18 protein-coding genes and 1 pseudogene are annotated in these 19532 nt (G+C 69.4%); 10 read left to right on the top strand and 9 right to left on the bottom strand.

Features of this window, described 5'->3' with window-relative positions; translation table 11 throughout:
* Window positions 1–59: 59 nt before the first annotated feature.
* From JHY01_RS18990 to JHY01_RS18955, 8 genes and pseudogenes are all read left to right on the top strand, one after another.
* Window positions 60–1025: a sugar ABC transporter permease gene (locus JHY01_RS18990; RefSeq protein ID WP_205327250.1), complete on the top strand. Its 966-nt coding sequence runs from the start codon at window positions 60–62 to the stop codon at window positions 1023–1025.
* On the top strand, window positions 1025–1909 hold the full coding sequence (locus tag JHY01_RS18985; RefSeq protein WP_205327249.1) for a carbohydrate ABC transporter permease: 885 nt from the start codon (window positions 1025–1027) through the stop codon (window positions 1907–1909). Before JHY01_RS18990 ends, JHY01_RS18985 begins: the two co-directional genes overlap by 1 nt.
* A gap of 2 nt (window positions 1910–1911) precedes the next feature.
* Entirely contained in the window at window positions 1912–2613 is a 702-nt protein-coding gene (locus JHY01_RS18980; RefSeq protein ID WP_205327248.1) for a GDSL-type esterase/lipase family protein, read from the top strand.
* Window positions 2610–3269, top strand: coding sequence for a DUF1961 family protein (locus JHY01_RS18975; protein ID WP_205327247.1), 660 nt, complete (start codon window positions 2610–2612; stop codon window positions 3267–3269). Before JHY01_RS18980 ends, JHY01_RS18975 begins: the two co-directional genes overlap by 4 nt.
* The gene (locus tag JHY01_RS18970; RefSeq protein ID WP_205327246.1) at window positions 3266–5881 is read left to right on the top strand and encodes a hypothetical protein; all 2616 of its coding nucleotides are present in this window, start codon (window positions 3266–3268) and stop codon (window positions 5879–5881) included. Before JHY01_RS18975 ends, JHY01_RS18970 begins: the two co-directional genes overlap by 4 nt.
* A gap of 1317 nt (window positions 5882–7198) precedes the next feature.
* Window positions 7199–7607 (top strand): annotated as a pseudogene (locus JHY01_RS18965) (MerR family transcriptional regulator); the annotation flags it as partial.
* Between the two features lie 50 nt (window positions 7608–7657).
* Window positions 7658–8332, top strand: coding sequence for a response regulator transcription factor (locus JHY01_RS18960; protein WP_205327244.1), 675 nt, complete (start codon window positions 7658–7660; stop codon window positions 8330–8332).
* A complete protein-coding gene (locus tag JHY01_RS18955; protein ID WP_205327243.1) occupies window positions 8325–9449 on the top strand; it encodes a HAMP domain-containing sensor histidine kinase in 1125 nt (374 codons plus the stop codon). The genes JHY01_RS18960 and JHY01_RS18955 overlap by 8 nt, the downstream gene beginning before the upstream one ends.
* On the opposite strand, the gene JHY01_RS18950 is transcribed toward JHY01_RS18955, so the two are convergent.
* Genes JHY01_RS18950 through JHY01_RS18935 form a run of 4 tightly spaced genes read right to left on the bottom strand, consistent with a single transcriptional unit; the run spans window position 9414 to window position 12476 of the window.
* On the bottom strand, window positions 9414–9857 hold the full coding sequence (locus JHY01_RS18950; protein WP_205327242.1) for a GNAT family N-acetyltransferase: 444 nt from the start codon (window positions 9855–9857) through the stop codon (window positions 9414–9416). The two genes, JHY01_RS18955 and JHY01_RS18950, sit on opposite strands and share 36 nt — an antisense overlap.
* 10 nt (window positions 9858–9867) lie before the next feature.
* The gene (gene vanX, locus JHY01_RS18945; protein WP_205327241.1) at window positions 9868–10476 is read right to left on the bottom strand and encodes a D-Ala-D-Ala dipeptidase VanX; all 609 of its coding nucleotides are present in this window, start codon (window positions 10474–10476) and stop codon (window positions 9868–9870) included.
* Entirely contained in the window at window positions 10466–11506 is a 1041-nt protein-coding gene (vanA, locus tag JHY01_RS18940; RefSeq protein WP_205327240.1) for a D-alanine--(R)-lactate ligase, read from the bottom strand. The genes vanX and vanA overlap by 11 nt, the downstream gene beginning before the upstream one ends.
* Window positions 11499–12476, bottom strand: coding sequence for a D-isomer specific 2-hydroxyacid dehydrogenase family protein (locus JHY01_RS18935; protein ID WP_205327239.1), 978 nt, complete (start codon window positions 12474–12476; stop codon window positions 11499–11501). The genes vanA and JHY01_RS18935 overlap by 8 nt, the downstream gene beginning before the upstream one ends.
* A gap of 170 nt (window positions 12477–12646) precedes the next feature.
* On the opposite strand from JHY01_RS18935, the gene murF reads away from it, so the two are divergent.
* The gene (murF, locus tag JHY01_RS18930) at window positions 12647–13987 is read left to right on the top strand and encodes a UDP-N-acetylmuramoyl-tripeptide--D-alanyl-D-alanine ligase (RefSeq protein ID WP_205327238.1); all 1341 of its coding nucleotides are present in this window, start codon (window positions 12647–12649) and stop codon (window positions 13985–13987) included.
* Here the strand turns inward: murF and JHY01_RS18925 are convergent.
* Window positions 13984–14841 (bottom strand): hypothetical protein, encoded by an 858-nt coding sequence (locus JHY01_RS18925; RefSeq protein WP_205327237.1) that lies wholly within the window; start codon window positions 14839–14841, stop codon window positions 13984–13986. The genes murF and JHY01_RS18925 overlap by 4 nt on opposite strands.
* A 71-nt stretch (window positions 14842–14912) precedes the next feature.
* Window positions 14913–15845, bottom strand: a complete 933-nt coding sequence (locus JHY01_RS18920) for an aldo/keto reductase family oxidoreductase (protein WP_205327236.1) — start codon at window positions 15843–15845, stop codon at window positions 14913–14915.
* Window positions 15846–15971: 126 nt separating this feature from the next.
* Between JHY01_RS18920 and JHY01_RS18915 the strand changes: the two genes are divergently transcribed.
* The gene (locus JHY01_RS18915) at window positions 15972–16856 is read left to right on the top strand and encodes a LysR family transcriptional regulator (RefSeq protein ID WP_205327235.1); all 885 of its coding nucleotides are present in this window, start codon (window positions 15972–15974) and stop codon (window positions 16854–16856) included.
* A 7-nt stretch (window positions 16857–16863) separates the two neighbouring features.
* On the opposite strand, the gene JHY01_RS18910 is transcribed toward JHY01_RS18915, so the two are convergent.
* The 3 genes from JHY01_RS18910 to JHY01_RS18900 are packed head-to-tail and all read right to left on the bottom strand — an operon-like array spanning window position 16864 to window position 19398.
* A complete protein-coding gene (locus JHY01_RS18910) occupies window positions 16864–17553 on the bottom strand; it encodes a hypothetical protein (protein WP_205327234.1) in 690 nt (229 codons plus the stop codon).
* Between the two features lie 25 nt (window positions 17554–17578).
* On the bottom strand, window positions 17579–18505 hold the full coding sequence (locus JHY01_RS26850; protein WP_374199548.1) for a carbohydrate ABC transporter permease: 927 nt from the start codon (window positions 18503–18505) through the stop codon (window positions 17579–17581).
* Window positions 18499–19398: an ABC transporter permease gene (locus JHY01_RS18900; protein WP_374199549.1), complete on the bottom strand. Its 900-nt coding sequence runs from the start codon at window positions 19396–19398 to the stop codon at window positions 18499–18501. The genes JHY01_RS26850 and JHY01_RS18900 overlap by 7 nt, the downstream gene beginning before the upstream one ends.
* Between the last annotated feature and the right edge of the window lie 134 nt (window positions 19399–19532).

Genomic DNA, 19532 nt, shown 5'->3' with positions numbered 1-19532 from the left:
CGGGAACGGCATCGCGCGATGCCGTTCCCGCGCCCCGATCCCTCGAGGAGACCGCGACCATGACCCTCCTAGCGGCCCGGCCCGAATCGCCGCCCACGCCGCCGCCGCGGGCGCGCCGCCGCAAGCGACGCTTCGGCGACCTCGTCAGGTACCGCTGGCTGTTCGTCCTGATGCTGCCCGGCGTCCTGTACTTCGCGCTGTTCCGGTTCTGGCCCATGTACGGGGCCCGGATCGCGTTCAAGAACTACATCCCGTTCCTCGGCATCGACGGCAGTGAATGGGTTGGCCTCACCCACTTCCGGGAGTTCCTGTCCAATCCGGACTTCCCGCGGCTGCTCGAGAACACGCTCATCGTCGCCGGGCTCAGCCTGTTCATCGCGTTCCCGCTCACGATCGTGCTGGCCCTGCTGCTGAACGAACTGCGGCTCCAGGTCCTCAAGCGCACCGTGCAGACCCTCGTCTACATCCCGCACTTCCTGTCGTGGACCGTGGTCGTCTCGATCACCGCGCTGCTCTTCGCCATCGGCAACGGTCCCCTCTGGACGTTCTTCGGGTGGATCCTCGGCACCGACGCCAACATGCTCGCCGACCCCGACTGGTTCCGGCCCCTCATCCTCATGCAGGAGGTCTGGAAGAACACCGGCTGGGGCACCATCATCTTCCTCGCCGCGCTCGCCGGGGTCGACCAGGAGCAGTACGAGGCCGCGATCATCGACGGCGCCGGGCGCTGGCAGCGGGTCTGGCACATCACGCTGCCCTCGATCATGCCCACGATCGTGGTCCTGCTCATCCTCCAGACCGGCCAGATCCTCAACACCGGCTTCGAGCAGATCTACCTGATGTCGAACGCCCTCAACCGGACCGTGGCCGACGTCTTCGACACCTACGTGTACTTCGCGGGCATCGAGCAGGGCGCGTACAGCTACGCCACGGCCGTGGGCCTGTTCAAGGCCATCGTCGGCCTCGTGCTCATCTTCGGCACCAACTGGCTCGCCAAGCGCTTCAACCAGCAGGGGATCTTCTGATGAGCCCGTCGACCCACAAGCGGTTCAACACCCGCGCCGGACGCGCCTTCGACGTCCTCAACGTCCTGCTGCTCACCGGCGTGGGCGTGCTCGCGATCCTGCCGTTCGTATACGTGCTCGCCGGATCGTTCGCGACCGAACTCGAGATCACCACCCGGCCGTTCTTCCTGTGGCCCGAAGAGTTCACCACCACATCGTACGAGTCGATCCTGTCCTCCGACGTGATCCTGCGGGCCTTCGTCACCACCGTGGCCGTCACCGTCGTCGGCACCCTGATCCAGCTCGCGCTCACCGTGCTCATGGCCTATCCGCTGTCGAAAGTGGACCTGCCGGGCCGCCGCACCGTGCTCAGCCTCGTCGTCTTCACGATGGTCTTCAGCGCCGGCATGATCCCCACGTTCCTCGTGGTCAAGGACCTCGGCCTCCTCGACACGTACTGGGCGCTGATCCTGCCCGCCGCGATCAACCCGTTCAGCCTCATCATCATCAAGAACTTCTTCCAGCAGCTCCCCAACGAGCTGGAGGAGTCCGCGAAGATCGACGGCGCGAACGAACTGCAGGTGCTCCGGCACGTCGTGATCCCCCTGTCCAAACCCGTGCTCGCCACGTTCGCGCTGTTCTACGCCGTCGGCATCTGGAACGACTACCTCTCGCCGCTGCTCTACCTCAGCGATACCGGCAAATGGACGCTCCAGATGATCCTGCGCCAGGTCACCGCCGCGGCCTCGCTCTCCGCCGACGAACTCAACTCGGACGTGCCGCCGCCCGCGCAGGGCATCAAGTTCGCCGTCGTCATCATCGCCACGATCCCCGTGCTCCTGGCGTACCCGTTCCTCCAGAAGCACTTCGCAAAAGGCATGCTCATCGGAAGCGTGAAAGGCTGACCATGATCCACCTCGCAGGCGACTCCACCCTCGCCCCCACCGACGACGGCGCCACCTCCGGCCACGCCGACCTGCCGCTCCTCGGCTGGGGCGACGAACTCGCCGCGTTCCTGCAAGAGCCCGTGCGCAACCGCGCCTTCGGCGGTGCCACCACCACGACCTTCCGCGAGCAGGGCAACTGGAAGCTCATCACCGACGAGCTCCAGCCCGACGACACCGTCGTCTTCGGCTTCGGCCACAACGACCAGAAGGAACCCGACGAGCTCGCCGCCGACGGCGGCTACAGGGAGCACCTCACCGCCTTCATCGAAGAGGTCCGCAGCGCGGGCGCCAGGCCCGTCCTCACCACCAGCGTCGAACGCCGCATGTTCACGGTCGATGGGACACTGCGGTACTCCCACGGCCCCTACCCGGCCGAAGTCCGCCGCCTCGGGCACGAACTCGACGTCCCCGTCATCGACCTCAACGCCTTCACCCGCTGGCTCTACACCTGGCTCGGCAAGGACGAGTCCGCCGCGCTCTTCGTCCACGGCGCCGCCGCCGCGCGCGGCATCGAAGTCAGCGCGGACCTCAAGAAGGACAACACCCACTACACGACCGCCGGAGCCGCCGCGGTGGCCGGGTTCGTGGCCGAAGCACTCCTCGCGCTCGACGGCCACGGCGCCGACGCCGTACCAGCCGGACTCGAGATGGTCCGCAAGTGAGCACGTACCGCAATCCGCTGGCCCGGCCTTCGGACCTCGAGGGCTGGGTCGCGGAAGGCCCTGTCGGCGTGGAACACCGCGACGACGGGATGGTGCTCGCGAGCACCGCGGACGAGACCGCGCTCGCCGCCGCCGGGCGCGGCGACCACGCCCACTTCACCTACTGGTGCCCGGAGGTGTTCGCGGCCGACGTCGAGATCTCCTGGGACTTCAAACCGCTCAGCGGCGAAGGTCTCGCGATGCTCTTCTTCGCCGCGACCGGCACCGGCGGGCGCGACCTGTTCGACCCGTCGCTCGCGCCGCGCACCGGCCACTACCCGCAGTACCACTCCGGCGACGTGTCGACCCTCCACGTCTCCTACCTGCGCCGCAAGTGGCCCTCTGAGCGCCGCTTCCGCACCTGCAACCTCCGCAGGAGCCCCGGATTCCGACTCGTCGCCCAAGGCGCCGACCCGCTGCCCGGACCCGAGGACGCCGACGGGCGGTACCGCGTCAGCGTCCGCAAACACGGTCCCGAAGTGCGCTTCGCGATCGACGAGCTGGAGCTGTTCACGTTCCGCGACGCCGAACCACTCGGCGCCGGACGGATCGGCTTCCGCCAGATGTCCCCGCTCAAGGCCCACTACCGCAACCTGGAAGTCAAGGAGCTGTCGTGACCACGGTCGACATTCCACTGCGCTGGCTCGACGACGCCGCGCCCGACCTCAGCATCGGCGGCGTCACCTGCGGCGTGCCTTTGGAGGCCGGGGCCGTCACCGACCCGGGCCGCCTGGCGGTCCTGGACGCCTCCGGCGAACCCGTGGCCGCCCAGACCTGGCCGCTGGCCACCTGGCCCGACGGCAGCCTCAAATGGGCCGGCATCGCACTCGGCGCGGACCGCGAACCTTCGGACGGCTACCGGATCGTCCTGAGCGACACCGCCACCGATCCGGCGATCGCGATCCAGGTGACGCCCCTCCAAGACGGCGTCCTGGTCGACACCGGCGCATGCCGGGTGATCGTGCCCGGCAGCGGACCCGAGCTGGTGCGGTCCATAGCGGTCGACGGCACCGAAGTGGCCTCGGCCGGTCAGCTGATCTCGAGTCGGCAGGAGCGCCCCGAACCGGACGCGAACCCGACCCGGGCCCTCGGGCACACCACCAGTTGCGTTGTGGAGCAGACAGGTCCGATGCGGGCCGTGGTTCGGGTCGAAGGCGTCCACCGCGACGAAGAACGAGCATGGCTGCCGTTCACCGTGCGGCTCGTCTTCGCCGCCGGAGCGGCGACCTTCCGACTCGTGCACTCCTTCGTCTGGGACGGCGAACCCGAGCGCGACTTCCTCGCATCGCTCGGCCTGCGATTCACCGTGCCGCTGCGCGCGGACGCCCACGACCGGCACGTGCGCATCGCCGGAGCCGACGGCGGCTTCCTGCGCGAGGCGGTGCGCGGCCTCACCGGCCTGCGCCGCGACCCCGGACCAGAAGTGCGCGCCGCGCAACTCGACGGCAGGCCCACCCCGCCCCCGTCGACCTGGGCCGCCGACGTGGAACGGCTCTCGAATTGGATCCCGACCTGGGCCGACTACTCACTGCGCCAACTCAACGCCAACGGCTACACCCTCCACAAGCGAACCGACCCCGACCGTCCCTGGATCGACGTGGCCCAAGGCACCCGATCCGACGGGCTCGCCTACCTCGGCGACACCTCCGGCGGACTCGCCGTCGGGCTCACCGGCTTCTGGCAGTCCCACCCCACCGGCCTCGACATACGAGGGGCCGACACCGACGCGGCCACGCTGACCACCTGGCTGTGGTCACCCGACGCCGCTCCAATGGACCTGCGGTTCTACCACGACGGCCTCGGCCAGGAGGACTTCGCCGACCAACTCGACGCCCTCGAGATCACCTACGAGGACTACGAACCCGGCTTCGGCACCGCACACGGCATCGGCCGCACCCACGAGCTCACCGTCACCGCGTTCGCCGCCACACCCCCTGTCGAAGCACTGGCCCGCATCGCCCGGGGCACCGCCGTCCGGCCGCAGCTCGTGCCAACGCCCGAAGCCCTGCACGCCGCCCGCGTCCTCGGCGACTGGGACCTCCCCGACCGCACCGACCCGCGCCGCGCCGCACTCGAAGACCGACTCGACTTCCTGCTCGACTTCTATGTGGGCCAAGTCGATCAGCGTTCTTGGTACGGCTTCTGGAGCTTCGGCGACGTCATGCACGCCTATGACGTCGACCGCCACACCTGGCGTTACGACATCGGCGGCTACGCCTGGGACAACTCCGAGCTCTCCCCCGACCTCTGGCTCTGGACCTCGTTCCTGCGCACCGGCCGCGCCGACGTCTTCCGCCTCGCCGAGCGCATGACCCGCCACACCGGCGACGTCGACGTCTACCATCGCGGCCCGTGGCAGGGCCTCGGCACCCGCCACAACGTGCAGCACTGGGGTTGCAGCGCAAAGCAACTGCGGATCTCCACACCGGCTTACCGCCGCTGCCACTACTTCCTCACCGGCGACGAGCACACCCGCGACCTCATGCTCGAACTCCGCGACTCCGACGCCACCTTCCTCGCCCTCGACCCGACCCGCAAGGTCCGTGCCGACGCCGCCACGTACCGGCCCGAACGCCGCGCGCTCGCCGTCGGCCTCGGCACCGATTGGAGCGCGCTGGCGGCGACCTGGCTGGCGGACTGGGAGATCACCGGCAACGAGCATTCGCGGGATCGTCTGATAGGGACGATGAGCGACATCGGGGCGCTGCCGCGCGGATTCTTCACCGGCGAGGCCCTCTACGACCTCGACACCGGCCGCTTCGACACGACCCGAGATCGTGTCAACGTCTCCCACCTCTCGGCGGTCTTCGGCCTGGTCGAGGTCTGCAGCGAACTCGTCGACCTCATCGAGGCCGGGCTGCTCGAGGCTCCCGGCTTCCGTGAAGCCTGGCTTCAGTACTGCCGCCTCTATCTGGCCGATCCGGAGGAGCAGCGCGCAGAACTCGGCGTAGCGCCGGCGGGCATCCACTTGGAGCAGGCCCATTCGCGGCTGGCGGCGTACGCCGCCGAGCGGACCGGTGACGACGCGCTGGCGGACCACGCGTGGCGGGCCTACTTCGCCGGAGGCGAGTTCATGGGAGAGGAAGCGTTCCAGGCGGTTCGCATGCTCCCGCCGTATGTGCTCGCCCCAGTGGACGAAGCCCGGACTCTCTCCACCAACGACGCCGCCCAATGCGGCCTGGCCACCATCCAGAACTTGGCCCTCATCGGGCACCGCCTCGCCAACTGATCACGGCCGGGCTGGTCGGAGGTCGGCGGCCTGCTGGTCCGTGTCGTCTGCGGTTAGAGCAGTCAGCGATGGGAGGTGGACGGGCGGGGTTGACTCGTCGGGTGGCGGGTCGGGCGGCGGGTGTGGGTTGGGTTGGGGCGCAGCGGGACTGGTCGGGTTTGAGGTGGGGGAACATGAGGATGTTCTCTACCTGTGGGTGATGACAGTCGGGGGCTGTATGAGGGACAATTGAGGTACGTACAGGGACAGGAAACTGGTACAGGTGTCGGGGTAGGTGTAAGCAGACTACGACAAGCCTCTGGCCGATCCGACAAACCGACTTGTTTCGAGGCGACGACCCGGTAAGCCAGGGTGCTCCTCCACTGGAGGCGTCCGATCTCACCCCCGTGCCATCGCCCGCAGCTGTCCGCGCCCCCGATGGGCCGTGACTGGGTGGACGATCCTAGTTGGGATCACCCCAACCAGAAGGCGATGCCGTACACGACGGCATACGCGGTTCGAGCACGACCCGTCAGCGTCAACGGTGAGGCCAGACCGAGCGAATAGAGGACTCGGTACGGCGACACCGCAAGCACGTCCATGGCGAACACCACCTCCGCCCCGGCAGCGCCGCGCCTGCAAGCCCGCGCGACTGCAGGACGGACCCCGAGGAACGGCAAGCGATCCTCGGGAGGCGAACCCGCCACCGGCATCCACCGGGCGGCCGCACCACTGCCTCAGGGACGGCAGGCACCAGCGCCCGTCCCTGGCAGGAGCGGCGCGCGGTCAGGCGAAAGCCGAAGGGCCGGAACCGGAAGCCGAAGCAAGGTCAACAGGGCCAGCAGGGCCAGCAGGGCCAGCGGGGCCAGCGAGGGAAGCAAGTAGAGCAGCGGGAAGGAGGCGACACAGGCGCATGAGGACCACGACCATGCACACCAGCGCAACCGAGCCGATGTCGTCGACTCACTGCTCCCCCACCGCCAGCCACCCGGCCAGTGCAGCATCGGAGCTGTCCCGCCCGGCCCAGCCGGAAGCGACCACCGACCCCGCCCCGGCGACACGCCCCGAAACCACCGCTCACCGCTCCTTCCTTCGCTGCCGGTTTGAACCCGGACCGAAACGCCGCCCGGCCCCGGACACCAAGCCCCAGGCGCCACCCGGCCCGACCGGAAATGAGCACCGGCCCCACCCCGGCAACACACCACCGGACCACCGCTCACCACTCCTTCCTTCGCTGCCGGATTGAACCCGGGCCGAAACCTCGCCCGGCCCCGGACGCGGAGCCTCGGGTGCAGCCCGCTCTTCCGTCGCTGACAGAGGCTCCAGACGTGGAGTACGATCGAGATCGCCGAACTCGCCGGCAACCAGCCTGTGGACGGTGCGGCACTACCACGAGGTCGGTCTGCTCGACGAGCCCGAGCGGCTTCGCAACGGGTACAAGCAGTACGGGGTCGCGCGCCTCGTGCGACTGCTGCGTATCAAGCGACTCGCCGACCTCGGCTTCTCACTGCCGCAGATCGCCGCGATGGGCGATGCGGTCCACCCCCAGGAGGAACTGCGCGAGCTCGACGCCGAGCTCAAGGCCACCATCGAACGGCTGCAAAGGATCTGGACGGAGCTCGGAGCGATCCTGCGCGAGTCCGCACCCACCGACCTGCCGCCCGAGTTCGCGCGGGCCGTCTCGGTCGAGAAGATGACGGGCTCGGACCGCGCATTCATGACGGCCATGAGCCGCATCATCGGACCCACCGTTTCGATATGCCGACGATATGTCCGGCCGCATAGCATCGTGGCATCATGCGAGTGCTGATCGTCGAGGACGAACCCTATCTGGCAGAGGCCATCCGCGACGGGCTGCGGTTGGAGGCCATCGCCGCGGACATCGCCGGCGACGGCGACACGGCCCTGGAGCTGCTGAGCGTCAACGCCTACGACATCGCGGTCCTCGACCGCGACATCCCCGGGCCCTCCGGCGACGAGGTCGCCGCGCACATCGTCGACTCCTGCAGCGGCATGCCGATCCTGATGCTCACCGCCGCCGACCGGCTCGACGACAAGGCCTCCGGGTTCGAGCTCGGCGCCGACGACTACCTCACGAAGCCGTTCGCGCTCAAGGAACTCGTGCTCCGCCTCAGAGCCCTCGACCGCAGGCGGGCCCACCATCGGCCGCCGGTGCGCGAGATCGCGGGCCTGCGCCTCGACCCGTTCCGCCGTGAGGTCTTCCGCGACGGCCGGTACGTCGCGCTCACCCGCAAGCAGTTCGCCGTGCTCGAAGTGCTCGTCGCGGCCGAGGGCGGCGTGGTGAGCGCCGAGGACCTGCTGGAGCGGGCGTGGGACGAGAACGCCGACCCGTTCACCAACGCAGTGCGCATCACGGTCTCGGCCCTGCGCAAGCGCCTCGGCGAACCATGGGTCATCGCGACCGTCCCCGGGGTCGGCTACCGCATCGAGACGGGCGCGGAACGTGGATAGGCGACCCGGCCTGAGCGTCCGCGTCAAACTGTCGATCAGCTACGCCGCGCTCCTGCTGCTCGCCGGGGTGCTGGTGCTGGCGATCATCTGGCTCTACCTGCTGCGGTATGTGCCCGCCGAGGCGGTCACGATCCGCGGCGACTGCCCGGACCGGCTCTGCCCCGGCACCTTCATCCCCGGGCGCCTGGACCTTTGGAGGGCCTTCGCCCCCAAGGCGGCCGTGCTCATGGGGCTGCTGCTGGCGGTGGGCCTCGTCGGCGGATGGCTGCTCGCGGGCCAGATGCTGACGCCGCTCCACCAGATCGCGAACGCGGCCCGCACGGCCGAGAAGGGCTCACTCGCGCACCGCATCCGGCTGCCGGGTCGGCGCGACGAGTTCCGCGAGCTCGCCGACGCCTTCGACTCCATGCTCGAGCGGCTCGAAGCGCACGTGAGCGAGCAGCAGCGGTTCGCCGCCAACGCCTCCCACGAGTTGCGCACTCCTCTGGCGACCATGCAGACCCTGCTCGAGGTCGCCCACCGCGACCCGGCTCCCGGGTCCGAGGAGCTGGTCGCCCGCCTGCACTTCGTCAACGCCAGGGCGATCGACCTCACCGAGGCGCTGCTCATGTTGAGCCGCACCGGCCAGCGCTCGTTCACCCGCAGCACCGTGGACCTCTCGATCGTGGCGGAGGAGGCCGCCGAGACGCTGCTCCCGCTCGCCGAGCAGCGGGGCGTGGACATCCAGGTCTCGGGCGATCTCGCCTCGGCCGCGGGCGCGCCCGCGCTGCTGCTGCAGATGACCGTGAACCTCCTGCACAACGCGATCGTGCACAACCTCGCCGCAGGCGGCGAGGTGCGGGTCGAGACCGCCGTGGACGCCGAGGCCGCGGTGCTCACCGTGGAGAACACCGGCGAGCTGCTTCAGCCGCACCTGGTCTCGACGCTCACCGAGCCGTTCCAGCGCGGGAGCAGGCGCGTCCACAGCGACCACGCGGGCGTCGGCCTCGGTTTGGCGATCGTCGAGAACATCGTCAGGGCCCACGATGGCCGTCTCACGCTGACCGCCCGCGCTGAAGGCGGGCTCCGGGCGGAGGTCCGGCTACCCGTCGCCGAGACCTCGAAGGAACCGCGATGACCGTCCTGTCTGGATCATGTAGCCGCGGTTCCGGTAGAAGGCGTGCGCCGCTTCGCGGTGGTCGCTGCTGGTGACCTCCATGGCCCTGCAATCGCGAGCTGCGGCGAACGCTTCGGCGGCCTCCATCAGTCGCCCGCCGACGCCCCGGCCCCGTGCCTCGTCGGCGACGACGAGCGCCACGATCCGCGCCCAGGAGCCGGTGCGTTCGAAGGACGGGCACACGTGGACGGCGATGAGTCCCAGCACGTGCCCTTCGAGGTCGGCCGCGAGGGCCGTACTCGACGGGTCCTCGCTCCAGGCCTGGATGCGCGCGGCCGTCGCCGTCGTTCCGCTCTGCGGGTAGCCGAGTCGGCGCAGCAGCTCCCCTGCGGCATCGGCGTCGTCGCGGTGCAGCGGTCGTATCCGCATAGTCGGCCTCCTAGGCGACGGGGAAGTCGAAGTACGTGTCCCGGTGCGGTTCGTTCCTGAGCGTGTAGTGCCACCACTCCCATTGGTACGGCATGAAACCGCAATCTTCCATGATGGATCTCAGTAGTCTCCGGTTGGCGGCTTCGACGCCCGTCACCCCGTCCGCGCCGTGATGCGAGACGGGGTCCATCAGGTCGTGGTGGCCGCCCATCGGAAGCGGGGCGCCGGTGTCTAGGCGGCAGAGCGTCAGGTCGACGGTGCTGCCGCGGCTGTGACCCGATTTCGGTGCCACGTAGTGCTTCGCGACCATCTCGGACCGCTCGATGTTCGGGTAGTGGCTCGCCTTCGTGCGGCCGTCCTCGGGCATCGCCGCCCAGCGCAGGAAGTGGTCGACGGCGCGCTGCGGCCGATAGGCGTCCCAGACGAGCAGTCCGAGGCCGATCGCCGCCGCTTTGCCTTGCGCCTCGAGCAGGGCGGCGCACAGCGCCGTCGTGCCGACGATGCGGTCGGTCAGGTACCCGTCGACGGGGGCGCCGGTGAAGTTGTCGGCGGTGGCGTACTTCGCGTCCCAGCGCAGGCCGGGCACCAGGTCGTCCACGTAGGCGAAGTCATCGCGCAACGGCCGTTCCCTCCAGCGCCAGTGCGATCATCCGGTCGAGCACCTCGGTGAGCGGCAGCCCCGAGGCCGCCATCATTCTCGGATAGCGGCTGTAGGAGGTCAAGCCGGGCATGGTGTTGACCTCGTTCAGGACGACGGTGCCGTCGGCTTTGAGGAACAGGTCGACGCGCGCGAGGCCCTTGCAGCCGAGGGCGCGGTAGATCGCCTTCGCCGTCTCCCGCACGAGCGCGCGCGACTCGGCGGGGATGTCGGCGGGGACGATGAATCGGGAGTTCTCGGAGCCGGTCTCGGGCGCGTCCTCCTGGTGAATCCTGAAGAAACCGTGGGAGAGCGCGACGCGGTCCACCTCCCCCGCGAACAGCGCCGAGCCGTTGCCGAGGACGGCGCAGCCGATCTCGCTGCCGGCGACGGCCTCCTCGATGAGGACCTTCGAGTCGAACTGACGCGCGGTCGCCATCGCGCCGGCCAGATCCGCGGCGCTGGTCGCCTTGGTGACGCCGAACGAGGAGCCGGAGCGCGCGGGCTTCACGAAGACGGGATAGGGCAGGGTCTCGGCGTCGATCTCCTCGTCGGCGTCGACGCTCCAGTGGGCCGGGACGGCGATTCCGGCGGCGCCGACGACGAGGTAGGTGAGGGTCTTGTCCATGCACAGCGCGGAGCTTTGGACGTCGCAGCCCGCGTAGGGGATGCCGGAGAGTTCCAGCAGGCCCTGGATCGCGCCGTCCTCGCCGAGTTTGCCGTGGAGCACGGGCACGACCACGTCGAGGCGGATCGTCTTGTACCGTCCCCCTTCGAGAACGAGCAGGCCGGGCGCGTCGCGGTCGGGTGACAGGAGGGCCGGGAGGCCCTGCTCCCAACCCGGGCCCGGGTGCTCGCAGAGCCGCCAGGCGCCGCTGGGGGTGATGCCGATGTAGTGCGGCTCGTACCGGTCGAGGTCGAGGCCGGCCGCGACCTCGCGGGCGGACTTGACGGAGACGGGATGTTCCTCGGAGCAGCCGCCGAAGATGACGCCGACCTGCAGTTCAGCCATGTTGGTTCCTTTCGGTGAAATTCAGGCAGTTCACGATGGAGTTCTCGACCGTGTCGCTGAGGGCGTGGTCGGTGTAGTAGGCGGTGTGCGGGCTGATGAGCACATTGGGCAGCTGCTGGAGGCGCAGCAGCGGCTTGCTCTCGACGGGCCGGTCCCGGCGGTCGGCGTAGAAGATCCCTTCCTCGCCTTCGAGCACGTCCAGTGCCGCACCGCCGAGCCTGCCGCTCTCCAGGGCCGAGACCAGGGCCTCGGTGTCGATGAGGGCGCCGCGCCCGGTGTTGACGACGTATGCGCCGTGCTTCATCGCGGCGATGCGCCGCCGATCGAGCAGGTGGTGCGTGCGCGGGTTCAGTGGAGTGTGGAGGGTGACGATGTCGCTCTCGCGCAGCAGTTCGTCGAGCGGCACGTATTCGGCGGCGGTCTTGGGGGTGTTGTCGTGGGCGAGGGTGCGGCAGCCGAACCCGCGCAGGCGGTCCACGACGGCGGTGCCGATGCGGCCCGTGCCGATCACGCCGATCGTCAAGTCGCGCAGCTCTTTCCCGCGCGCCTCGTGCAGCCGGTAGTCGTGGACGTCGGCGCGCAGGATCGTGGCCTTGGCGTGCCGCACCGCCATCAGCATGAGCATCAGCGTGTAGTCGGCGACGCTGTCGGAGGAGTAGGCGACGTTGCCGACGGCGATGCCGAGGCTCTCCGCGTACCGCACGTCGACGTGGTTGAAGCCGATGCTCCTGGTGGAGAGGTACGCGACCCCGACGTCCTTGAGCGCGCGCAGCGTGGCGCCGGTGACGCGGGACCTGTGGCCGACGCTGATGCACCGGTCGCCCGCCGCGAGGTCCGCATTGGACTCGTTCACCGCCTCGGCGGTGATGGTCGGCATGACGCCGAAGCGCGGCGCGAGCTCGCGGAACAGCGCGGCCTCGTCCTCGCCGCACCCGTAGATCGTGATGCCGACCGGTTCCCTGTAGGTCATGCCCGCAGTCAACGGGGCGGGGCGTTACAGGAGCGTATGGCGTTTTCGATACGCCGACGATAGGTCGCGCGGTTATCGCGGGTGTATCGAAAAGCGCATACGCCGCGACAACCGTGCGGCGCGTGCACTGGACGCATGAACCGAACCGAAGCAATCAGCGAGTCGCGGTCATGATCCCGCTCAGCCTCGAAGCGATCGCCGCGATCACGGGCGGCACGGTCGCGGGCGACGACGTGACGGTGACCGCCCCGGCCGTGCTCGACGGCCGCCTGTCCGAGCCCGGCGGGCTCTTCGTCGCATTCGACGGTGAGCACGTCGACGGCCACGACTACGCCGAACAGGCCGGCCGGGCCGGCGCGGTGGCCGTGCTCGGCTCCCGGCCGACGAAGCTGCCGACGATCGTCGTCGCGGACGCGCGGGAAGCGCTGCAGGCGCTCGCCGCGGACGTCGTGTCCCGGCTGCGCGACCGGCTCACGGTCGTCGGTGTCACCGGCTCGCAGGGCAAGACCAGCACCAAGGACCTCGTGGGGGCCGTGCTGTCGAGCGCCGTGCCGACGATCAGCACCGCCGGTTCGATGAACAACGAGCTCGGCGTGCCGATCACCATGCTGCGCGCGGGTCACGAAACCCGTTGCCTCGCTTTGGAGATGGGCGCCCGCCGGGTCGGCGACATCGCGGCGCTCGCCGCGTTGGCCCCGCCCGACACAGCGGTCGTGCTCAACGTGGGCCAGGCGCACCTGAGCTATTTCGGGACGCGTGAGGCGATCGCCGAAGCCAAGGGCGAACTGGTGCGGGGTCTCGCGCCCGGCGGCACCGCGATCCTCAACGCCGACGATCCGGCCGTGGCCGCCATGCGTTCACTCACCGACGGGCCGGTGCTGACCTTCGGGCTGGCGGCGTACGCCGACGTGCGCGTGAGCGACTTGACGCTGGACCGGCGCAGCCGGCCGACCTTCACACTGGAGACCACCGAGGGCTCGGTACGTGTCGCATTGCCGTTCATCGGCGCTCATCAGGCGTTCAACGCGGCGGCCGCAGCGGCGGCGGGCCTGGCCGCCGGCATCCCGCTGGATCGCGCCGCCGAAGCTCTGGCCGGTGCGTCGCTCTCGAAGTGGCGCATGGAATTGCGTGAGCTCCCGAGCGGAGTCACGATGCTCGACGACTCCTACAACGCCAACCCGGACTCGGCCCGTGCGGCACTCGATGCGCTGGCGGCGATCGAAGGGCGACGCCGCATCGCGGTCCTCGGCGACATGGCCGAACTCGGCGACGCGAGCGAGGCCGAGCACCGCGCGGTCGGAGGATACGCCGCGGCAAGGGCGGACATCGTCGTCGCGGTCGGCCGAGCGGCCCGCCCGATCGCCGACGGCGCAGGCGGGCGGGCGATCAGCCTGCCCGATAACGCGAAAGCGATCGCCTGGCTGCGCGAGCGCCTCGCCCCCGGCGACATCGTCCTGGTCAAGGCCTCCCGCGAGGCGCGACTCGACGAGGTGGCCTGCGCGATCGCCTAGGCGATCCGGTTCACGACCTCGGCTACGTTCGCCGCGGCCCGGGGCTCGAGGGCCGTCTTCAGGCCCGCCTGGGCTTCGGTGATCGCTTCGCGGAGTTGTTCGGCGAGGCCGTGGCGGCCGTCGTCGCCGAAGAGGGCGGTGCGCATGAAGGTGACGGCTCGCAGGCGGCCATAACGGTCCACTGTGGCCCTGCAGAGTCCGCTCGGGGAATAGGCCTCGTGCCGGTAGTCGTCGCCGCCGCCCTTGCCGGAGCCGATCTCGGGGAAGAGGTCGTATCGGCCGAGCTCCTTCGCACTGCGCCAGCGCCGCTGCTCGGCGTCGACCCAGGCGCGCACGATGCACGCGCCGAGGGACTTGCCGCCCATGCGTTCTGCGCCGCGCAGCAGTTCGAGCGCGTGCATCGTACCGTCGAGCTTGAGCGTCACCTTGGCGACGGCGTGCGGCTCGGAGCCGGTGAACTCGGTGCCGGGGTCGACGATCTCGTCGGCTTCGGCGCGGAAGTCCTCGTGCAGTTTGGCGATCTCGCGGATGACGAGGTGCTGCGCGGTGAGCACCTGGCGCGGGCTCATTCCGCTGACCGCCACGCCTTCTACAGCGGAGCGGATGACGCGGCGCACCCCGCCGGCGTACTGGGGGTGGCGGTCACCGGTCCGTTCGATGAGCGCGAGCATCCGTTCCCTGGAGGGGCGCTTGCCGAGGTGGCGGGTGATCGCGGTCTCGAACACGCGGCGCACGAGGGCGCGGTAGGCGGATCGCTCTTTCTCCGGGAGTTCGCGGTAGGCGATGCGCGCCTCGCGACTGCCGGTCCGGATGTAGGAGACGAGCGCCCTCGGGCCGGGCACTGGTGCGGTCATTGCGGTCCTTGTCCTGGGCGGGTCACCGAAACCCGCCCAGTCTACGAAGCGTCCGCAATTCCTCAATGGAGCTAGGGGACGGTGTACCCGGCCGCGCGCACCAGCTCGTACCATTCCGGGCGCGTCAGCGGCACGTCCGAGCCCTGGGCCGAGGCGGCCACGCGCTCGGGGTTGGTCGTGCCGATGACGACCTGCATCTGCGCCGGGTGGCGGGTGATCCAGGCGACGGCGATCGCGATCGGCGGGACGCCGTACTTCGCGGCCAGGCGGTCGATGACGGCGTTCAGCTCCGGGTAGCGGTCGGAGCCGAGGAACGGCCCGTCGAAGAAGCCCGCCTGGAACGGCGACCAGGCCTGGAGGGTGATGTCGTGCAGCCGGCAGTAGTCGACGATGCCGTCGTCGCGGGACACGGACTGTTCGAGGCCCTGCATGTTCGCGGCCACGCCCTGGGCGATCAAGGGCGCGTGGGTGATCGAGAGCTGCACCTGGTTCGCCACGATCGGCTGGTTCACGTATTTGCGCAGCAGGTCCATCTGGCGGGCGGTGTGGTTCGAGACGCCGAACGCGCGCACCTTCCCGGCGGCGGACAGGTCGTCGAACGCGCGGGCGACCTCTTCGGGCTCGACCAGGGCGTCCGGGCGGTGCAGCAGCAGGATGTCGAGGTAGTCGGTGTCCAGTGCGGCCAGGGACTCGTCCACGGACTCGACGATGTGCTCGTACGAGAAGTCGAAGTACGGGCCGGGGTGCATGATGCCGGTCTTGGTCTGGATGACCAGGCGCTCGCGCTCGGAGGGCGTCAGCTTCATCGCCTCGGCGAAGCGGCGCTCGCAGCCGTGGCGCCCGCTGCCGTAGAGGTCGGCGTGGTCCAGGAACGTGATGCCCGCGTCGATCGCGGTCTTGAGGAGGAGGCGCACCTCCTCGTCGGTCTTCTCCTGGATGCGCATCAAGCCGAGCACCACGTTCGGTGCGGTGATGTCGGTGCCTGGCATGGTGAAGGTCTTCATCGGTCTCTCCTCGCCGGAGCTGGAATATGAAGCCCCAGGTGGGCCTGCCCCGCCCATGCTAGGGACCGCTAATCTAGAAGTCCAACAACTCGCCATTCTAGGATTGAGAAGCACGGGGCATCATTCATGGATCTGCGGCAGATGGAGTACCTGGTCGCGCTGGCGGATGAGAGGCACTTCACTCGCGCCGCCGAACTCACGGGCATCTCGCAGTCGGGGCTCTCCGCGGCGATCCGCGGGCTCGAGGAAGAGCTGGGCACGAGCCTGTTCATCAGGACCACCCGGCGCGTGGAGCCGACCGAGGCCGGGTTCGCGCTGCTGCCGTACGCCAGGGCGATGCTGGAGCAGGCGGCGGGCGCGCGCGACGCGGTCGTCAAGGCCAGCCGCGACCTCGCCGGCACCTTGCGGATCGGCGCCGAGCAGTGCCTCGGCCTGGTCGACATCGCGGCCCTGCTCGACCGCTTCCACCGGCGGCACCCGCGGGTCGAGACCCACTTCGTGCAGTCCGGTTCGCACGACCTGCTGGGGCTGCTGCGCGCCGGGGAGCTCGACGTCGCCTTCGTCGCCACCGAACGGCACCTGAGCGGCTTGCCGCGCTTGGAGATCGGTCGTGAACCGCTGCTCGCGCTGCTCCCCCTCGACCATCCGCTGGCGAGCCGCGCTTCGGTGCGGTGGGAGGCGCTGGCCGAGGAGTCGTTCATCGACTTCGGACCGGCCTGGGGTGTGCGGACGCTGAACGACGACGCGTTCGCCGCGCGCGGCGTGCACCGCCGCGTCCGCTGCTCGGTCAACGACGTCCACACCCTGCTGGATCTGGTGTGCCGGGGGCTCGGCATCGCGGTCGTGCCGCGGCACGTGGCCGCCAAGCCGCAGGCGAGCGGGCTTCGGGCCCTGCCGATCGCGGCCGAGGACGCACCTGAGTGGACGGTCTCGGCGGTGTCCTCCGGCCGGGACCGGGCCGACTCCCCCGCCGCGCACCTCCTCGACCTGGTCAAGGAGCCGCGCGGCTGAGCACTGGTCACTCGGCGGCGGTGAACCGCCTCGTGATGTCCGCGACCACCGGCCGCACCACGATCCACAGCATCGCCGCGAACGCCCAGGCGAGCAGCAGCACCACGGCTTCAGAGCTCAGGAACACCGCGGCCACCGCCACGATGAGCAGCGAGAGGATGCCCAGGGAGGACTTCCAGGCGAGGAAGAACTCCGCCGCCGCCACGCGCAGCACGTCCCGGAACCGGAACGAGAAGAACGAGGACACCGCCAGCAGGTGCCCCGACCAGACGGCGAGCACCGCCAGCAGCACCGCGCACACCGGCCGCAGGAACCCGCCCCCGGCCACCTGGCCGGCGAAGAGCACGTTCACCCCGAGCACCGTCGCGACCGCCAGCACCGGCACCCACCAGGCCAGCGTGTCGCGCAGGTTGATGCGGAGGCCGCGCAGCAGCGGGCGCGCCGGGCTCAGGTCGGGTTCCTTGGCCCACGCCCGCTGCGCGTACAGCGCCGCCGAGAGCGCGGGCGCCGCCGGCAGGAGCGCGGCGACGAACCAGACCACGTTGGCGGGGACCGGGGCGAGCAGCATCCACACCAGCAGCGTCGGCAGGCCCGCGACCGCGAGGAACACCCCCATGACGAGGTGCCGGTAGACCGCGGCGGTGAACCGGGAGAGCACTCCCGGGCCGATCTCCCCCGCGTCCTGCTGCGTGCTCATGCTGCCGCCCCTTCCCTTGCGCTCATCAGCCCTTGACCGATCCAAGCATGACGCCCGACACGAAGTACCGCTGGACGAAGGGGTAGATGGTCAGGATCGGGATGACGGTGAGGATCATCGTCACCGCCTGGATGTTCGCCGAGACCTGCGCGGTCGTGCTGCCCGCGGCCGCGGCGCCTTCGGACGCCGTCGTCGACGCCCCCGCGATGAGGTTGCGCAGGAACAGCGTGATGGGGAACAGCTCGCTCTTGTCGAGGTACAGGAACGCGGCGAACCAGTCGTTCCAGAACGCGACCGAGTAGAACAGCACCATCGTGGCGATGACGGCCTTCGACAGCGGCAGCACGATCCGGCCGAAGATGCCGTACCAGCCGAGACCGTCGATCTGCGCGGCCTCCTCGAGCTCCTTCGGCAGGTTCTCGAAGAACGTCTTCATGACCAGCAGGTTGAACACCGAGATCGCGCCCGGGAGGACGAGCGCCCACATGGTGTTCTTCATGCCCAGCGCGGAGATGAGCACGTAGTTCGGCACGAGGCCGCCGTTGAAGAACATCGTGAACACGGCGATGCCGATGAGCACCTTGCGGCCCTTGAGGTGCGGCTTCGACAGCACGAACGCGTAGGTCGTGGTCAGGGTCATGGCGATCGCCGTGCCCACCACGGTGTACAGGACCGTGTTGCCGTAGTTGCGCCAGAACATGTCGTTCGACATCACCGCGCCGTACGTGTCCAGGTTGAACCCGACCGGCCAGAAGCTCACCTGGCCGGCCTTGATCGCCCCGGAGGAGCTGAACGACTGGGCGAGCACCGTGATGAACGGGTACAGCATCCCCAGGCACAGCAGCACGAGGAAGGTCGCGTTGAACGCGCCGAAGAGGCGCTCGCCCCTCGTCCGCTGCGTCGTCCGCGGTTTCACCGACGCGAGGTCGGGCGTGCGAATATCGGTCACCACAGGCTCGTCCCCGTCGTCCGCCGCGAGATCAGGTTCGCGGAAAGCACCATCGCCAGGCCGATCAGCGCCTGGAACAGGCCGATCGCCGTCGCATAACTGAGATTGTTCGACACCAGGCCGACCCGGTAGAGATAGGTCGAGATGACGTCGGCCGTCTCGTACGTCAGCGGGTTGTACAGCAGGAACACCTTCTCGAAGCCCACGTTCAGGAACGAGCCGATGTTGAGGATCAGCAGCACGACCATCGTGGGGCGGATGCCCGGCAGCGTGACGTGCCAGGTCTGGCGCCACCGGCCGGCGCCGTCGATCTTCGCCGCCTCGTACAGGGAGTCGTCGATCGAGGTGAGCGCCGCCAAGTAGAGGATCGTGCCCCAGCCGATGGTCTGCCACACCTCGGAACCCACGTAGATGAAGCGGAACCACTCGGCGCGCTGCAGGAACGGAATGCCCTCGCCGCCGAAGGCCCCGATGATCTGGTTCACCGTTCCCTCGAGGGACAGCAGCTGCATGACCATGCCGACGATGATGACGATCGACAGGAAGTGCGGCAGGTACGAGATCGACTGCACGAGCTTCTTGAAGTACTGCTGCCGCACCTCGTTCAACATGAGCGCCAGCACGATCGGGAGCGGGAAGCAGACCACCATGGTCAGGCTGCCCAGGACCACCGTGTTCGTGAAGACGTGCCAGAACGACGGGTCGTTGACGAACATCTGGATGTAGCGCAGGCCGACCCATTCGTCGCCGAAGATGCTGCCGCCGGGGCGGAACCGCCGGAACGCGATGACGTTCCCGAGCATCGGGCCGTACTTGAAGATCAGGAAGAAGATCAGCGGCACGATCGCCAGCGTGTAGAGCTGCCAGTCGCGCTTGAACGCGGTCTTCCAGCTCAGCTTGCGCTTGCGGGCCCGCGCCTTCGGCTTGGCCGCGGGCGGGTGCGGGGGCGCTGCGGGCGCCGCAGCGCCCCCGCGGGCCGCGGCCCGCGGGGGCGGCTCGGGTTGTGGGTGGGTCAAAAGCACTCCCGCCC

Source organism: Glycomyces sp. YM15 (assembly GCF_016918015.1).
In the GTDB taxonomy this organism is placed as follows: domain Bacteria; phylum Actinomycetota; class Actinomycetes; order Mycobacteriales; family Micromonosporaceae; genus Glycomyces.
The sequence above is the reverse complement of the archived record's forward strand: the minus strand, read 5'-3'. Positions and strand labels throughout refer to the sequence as shown.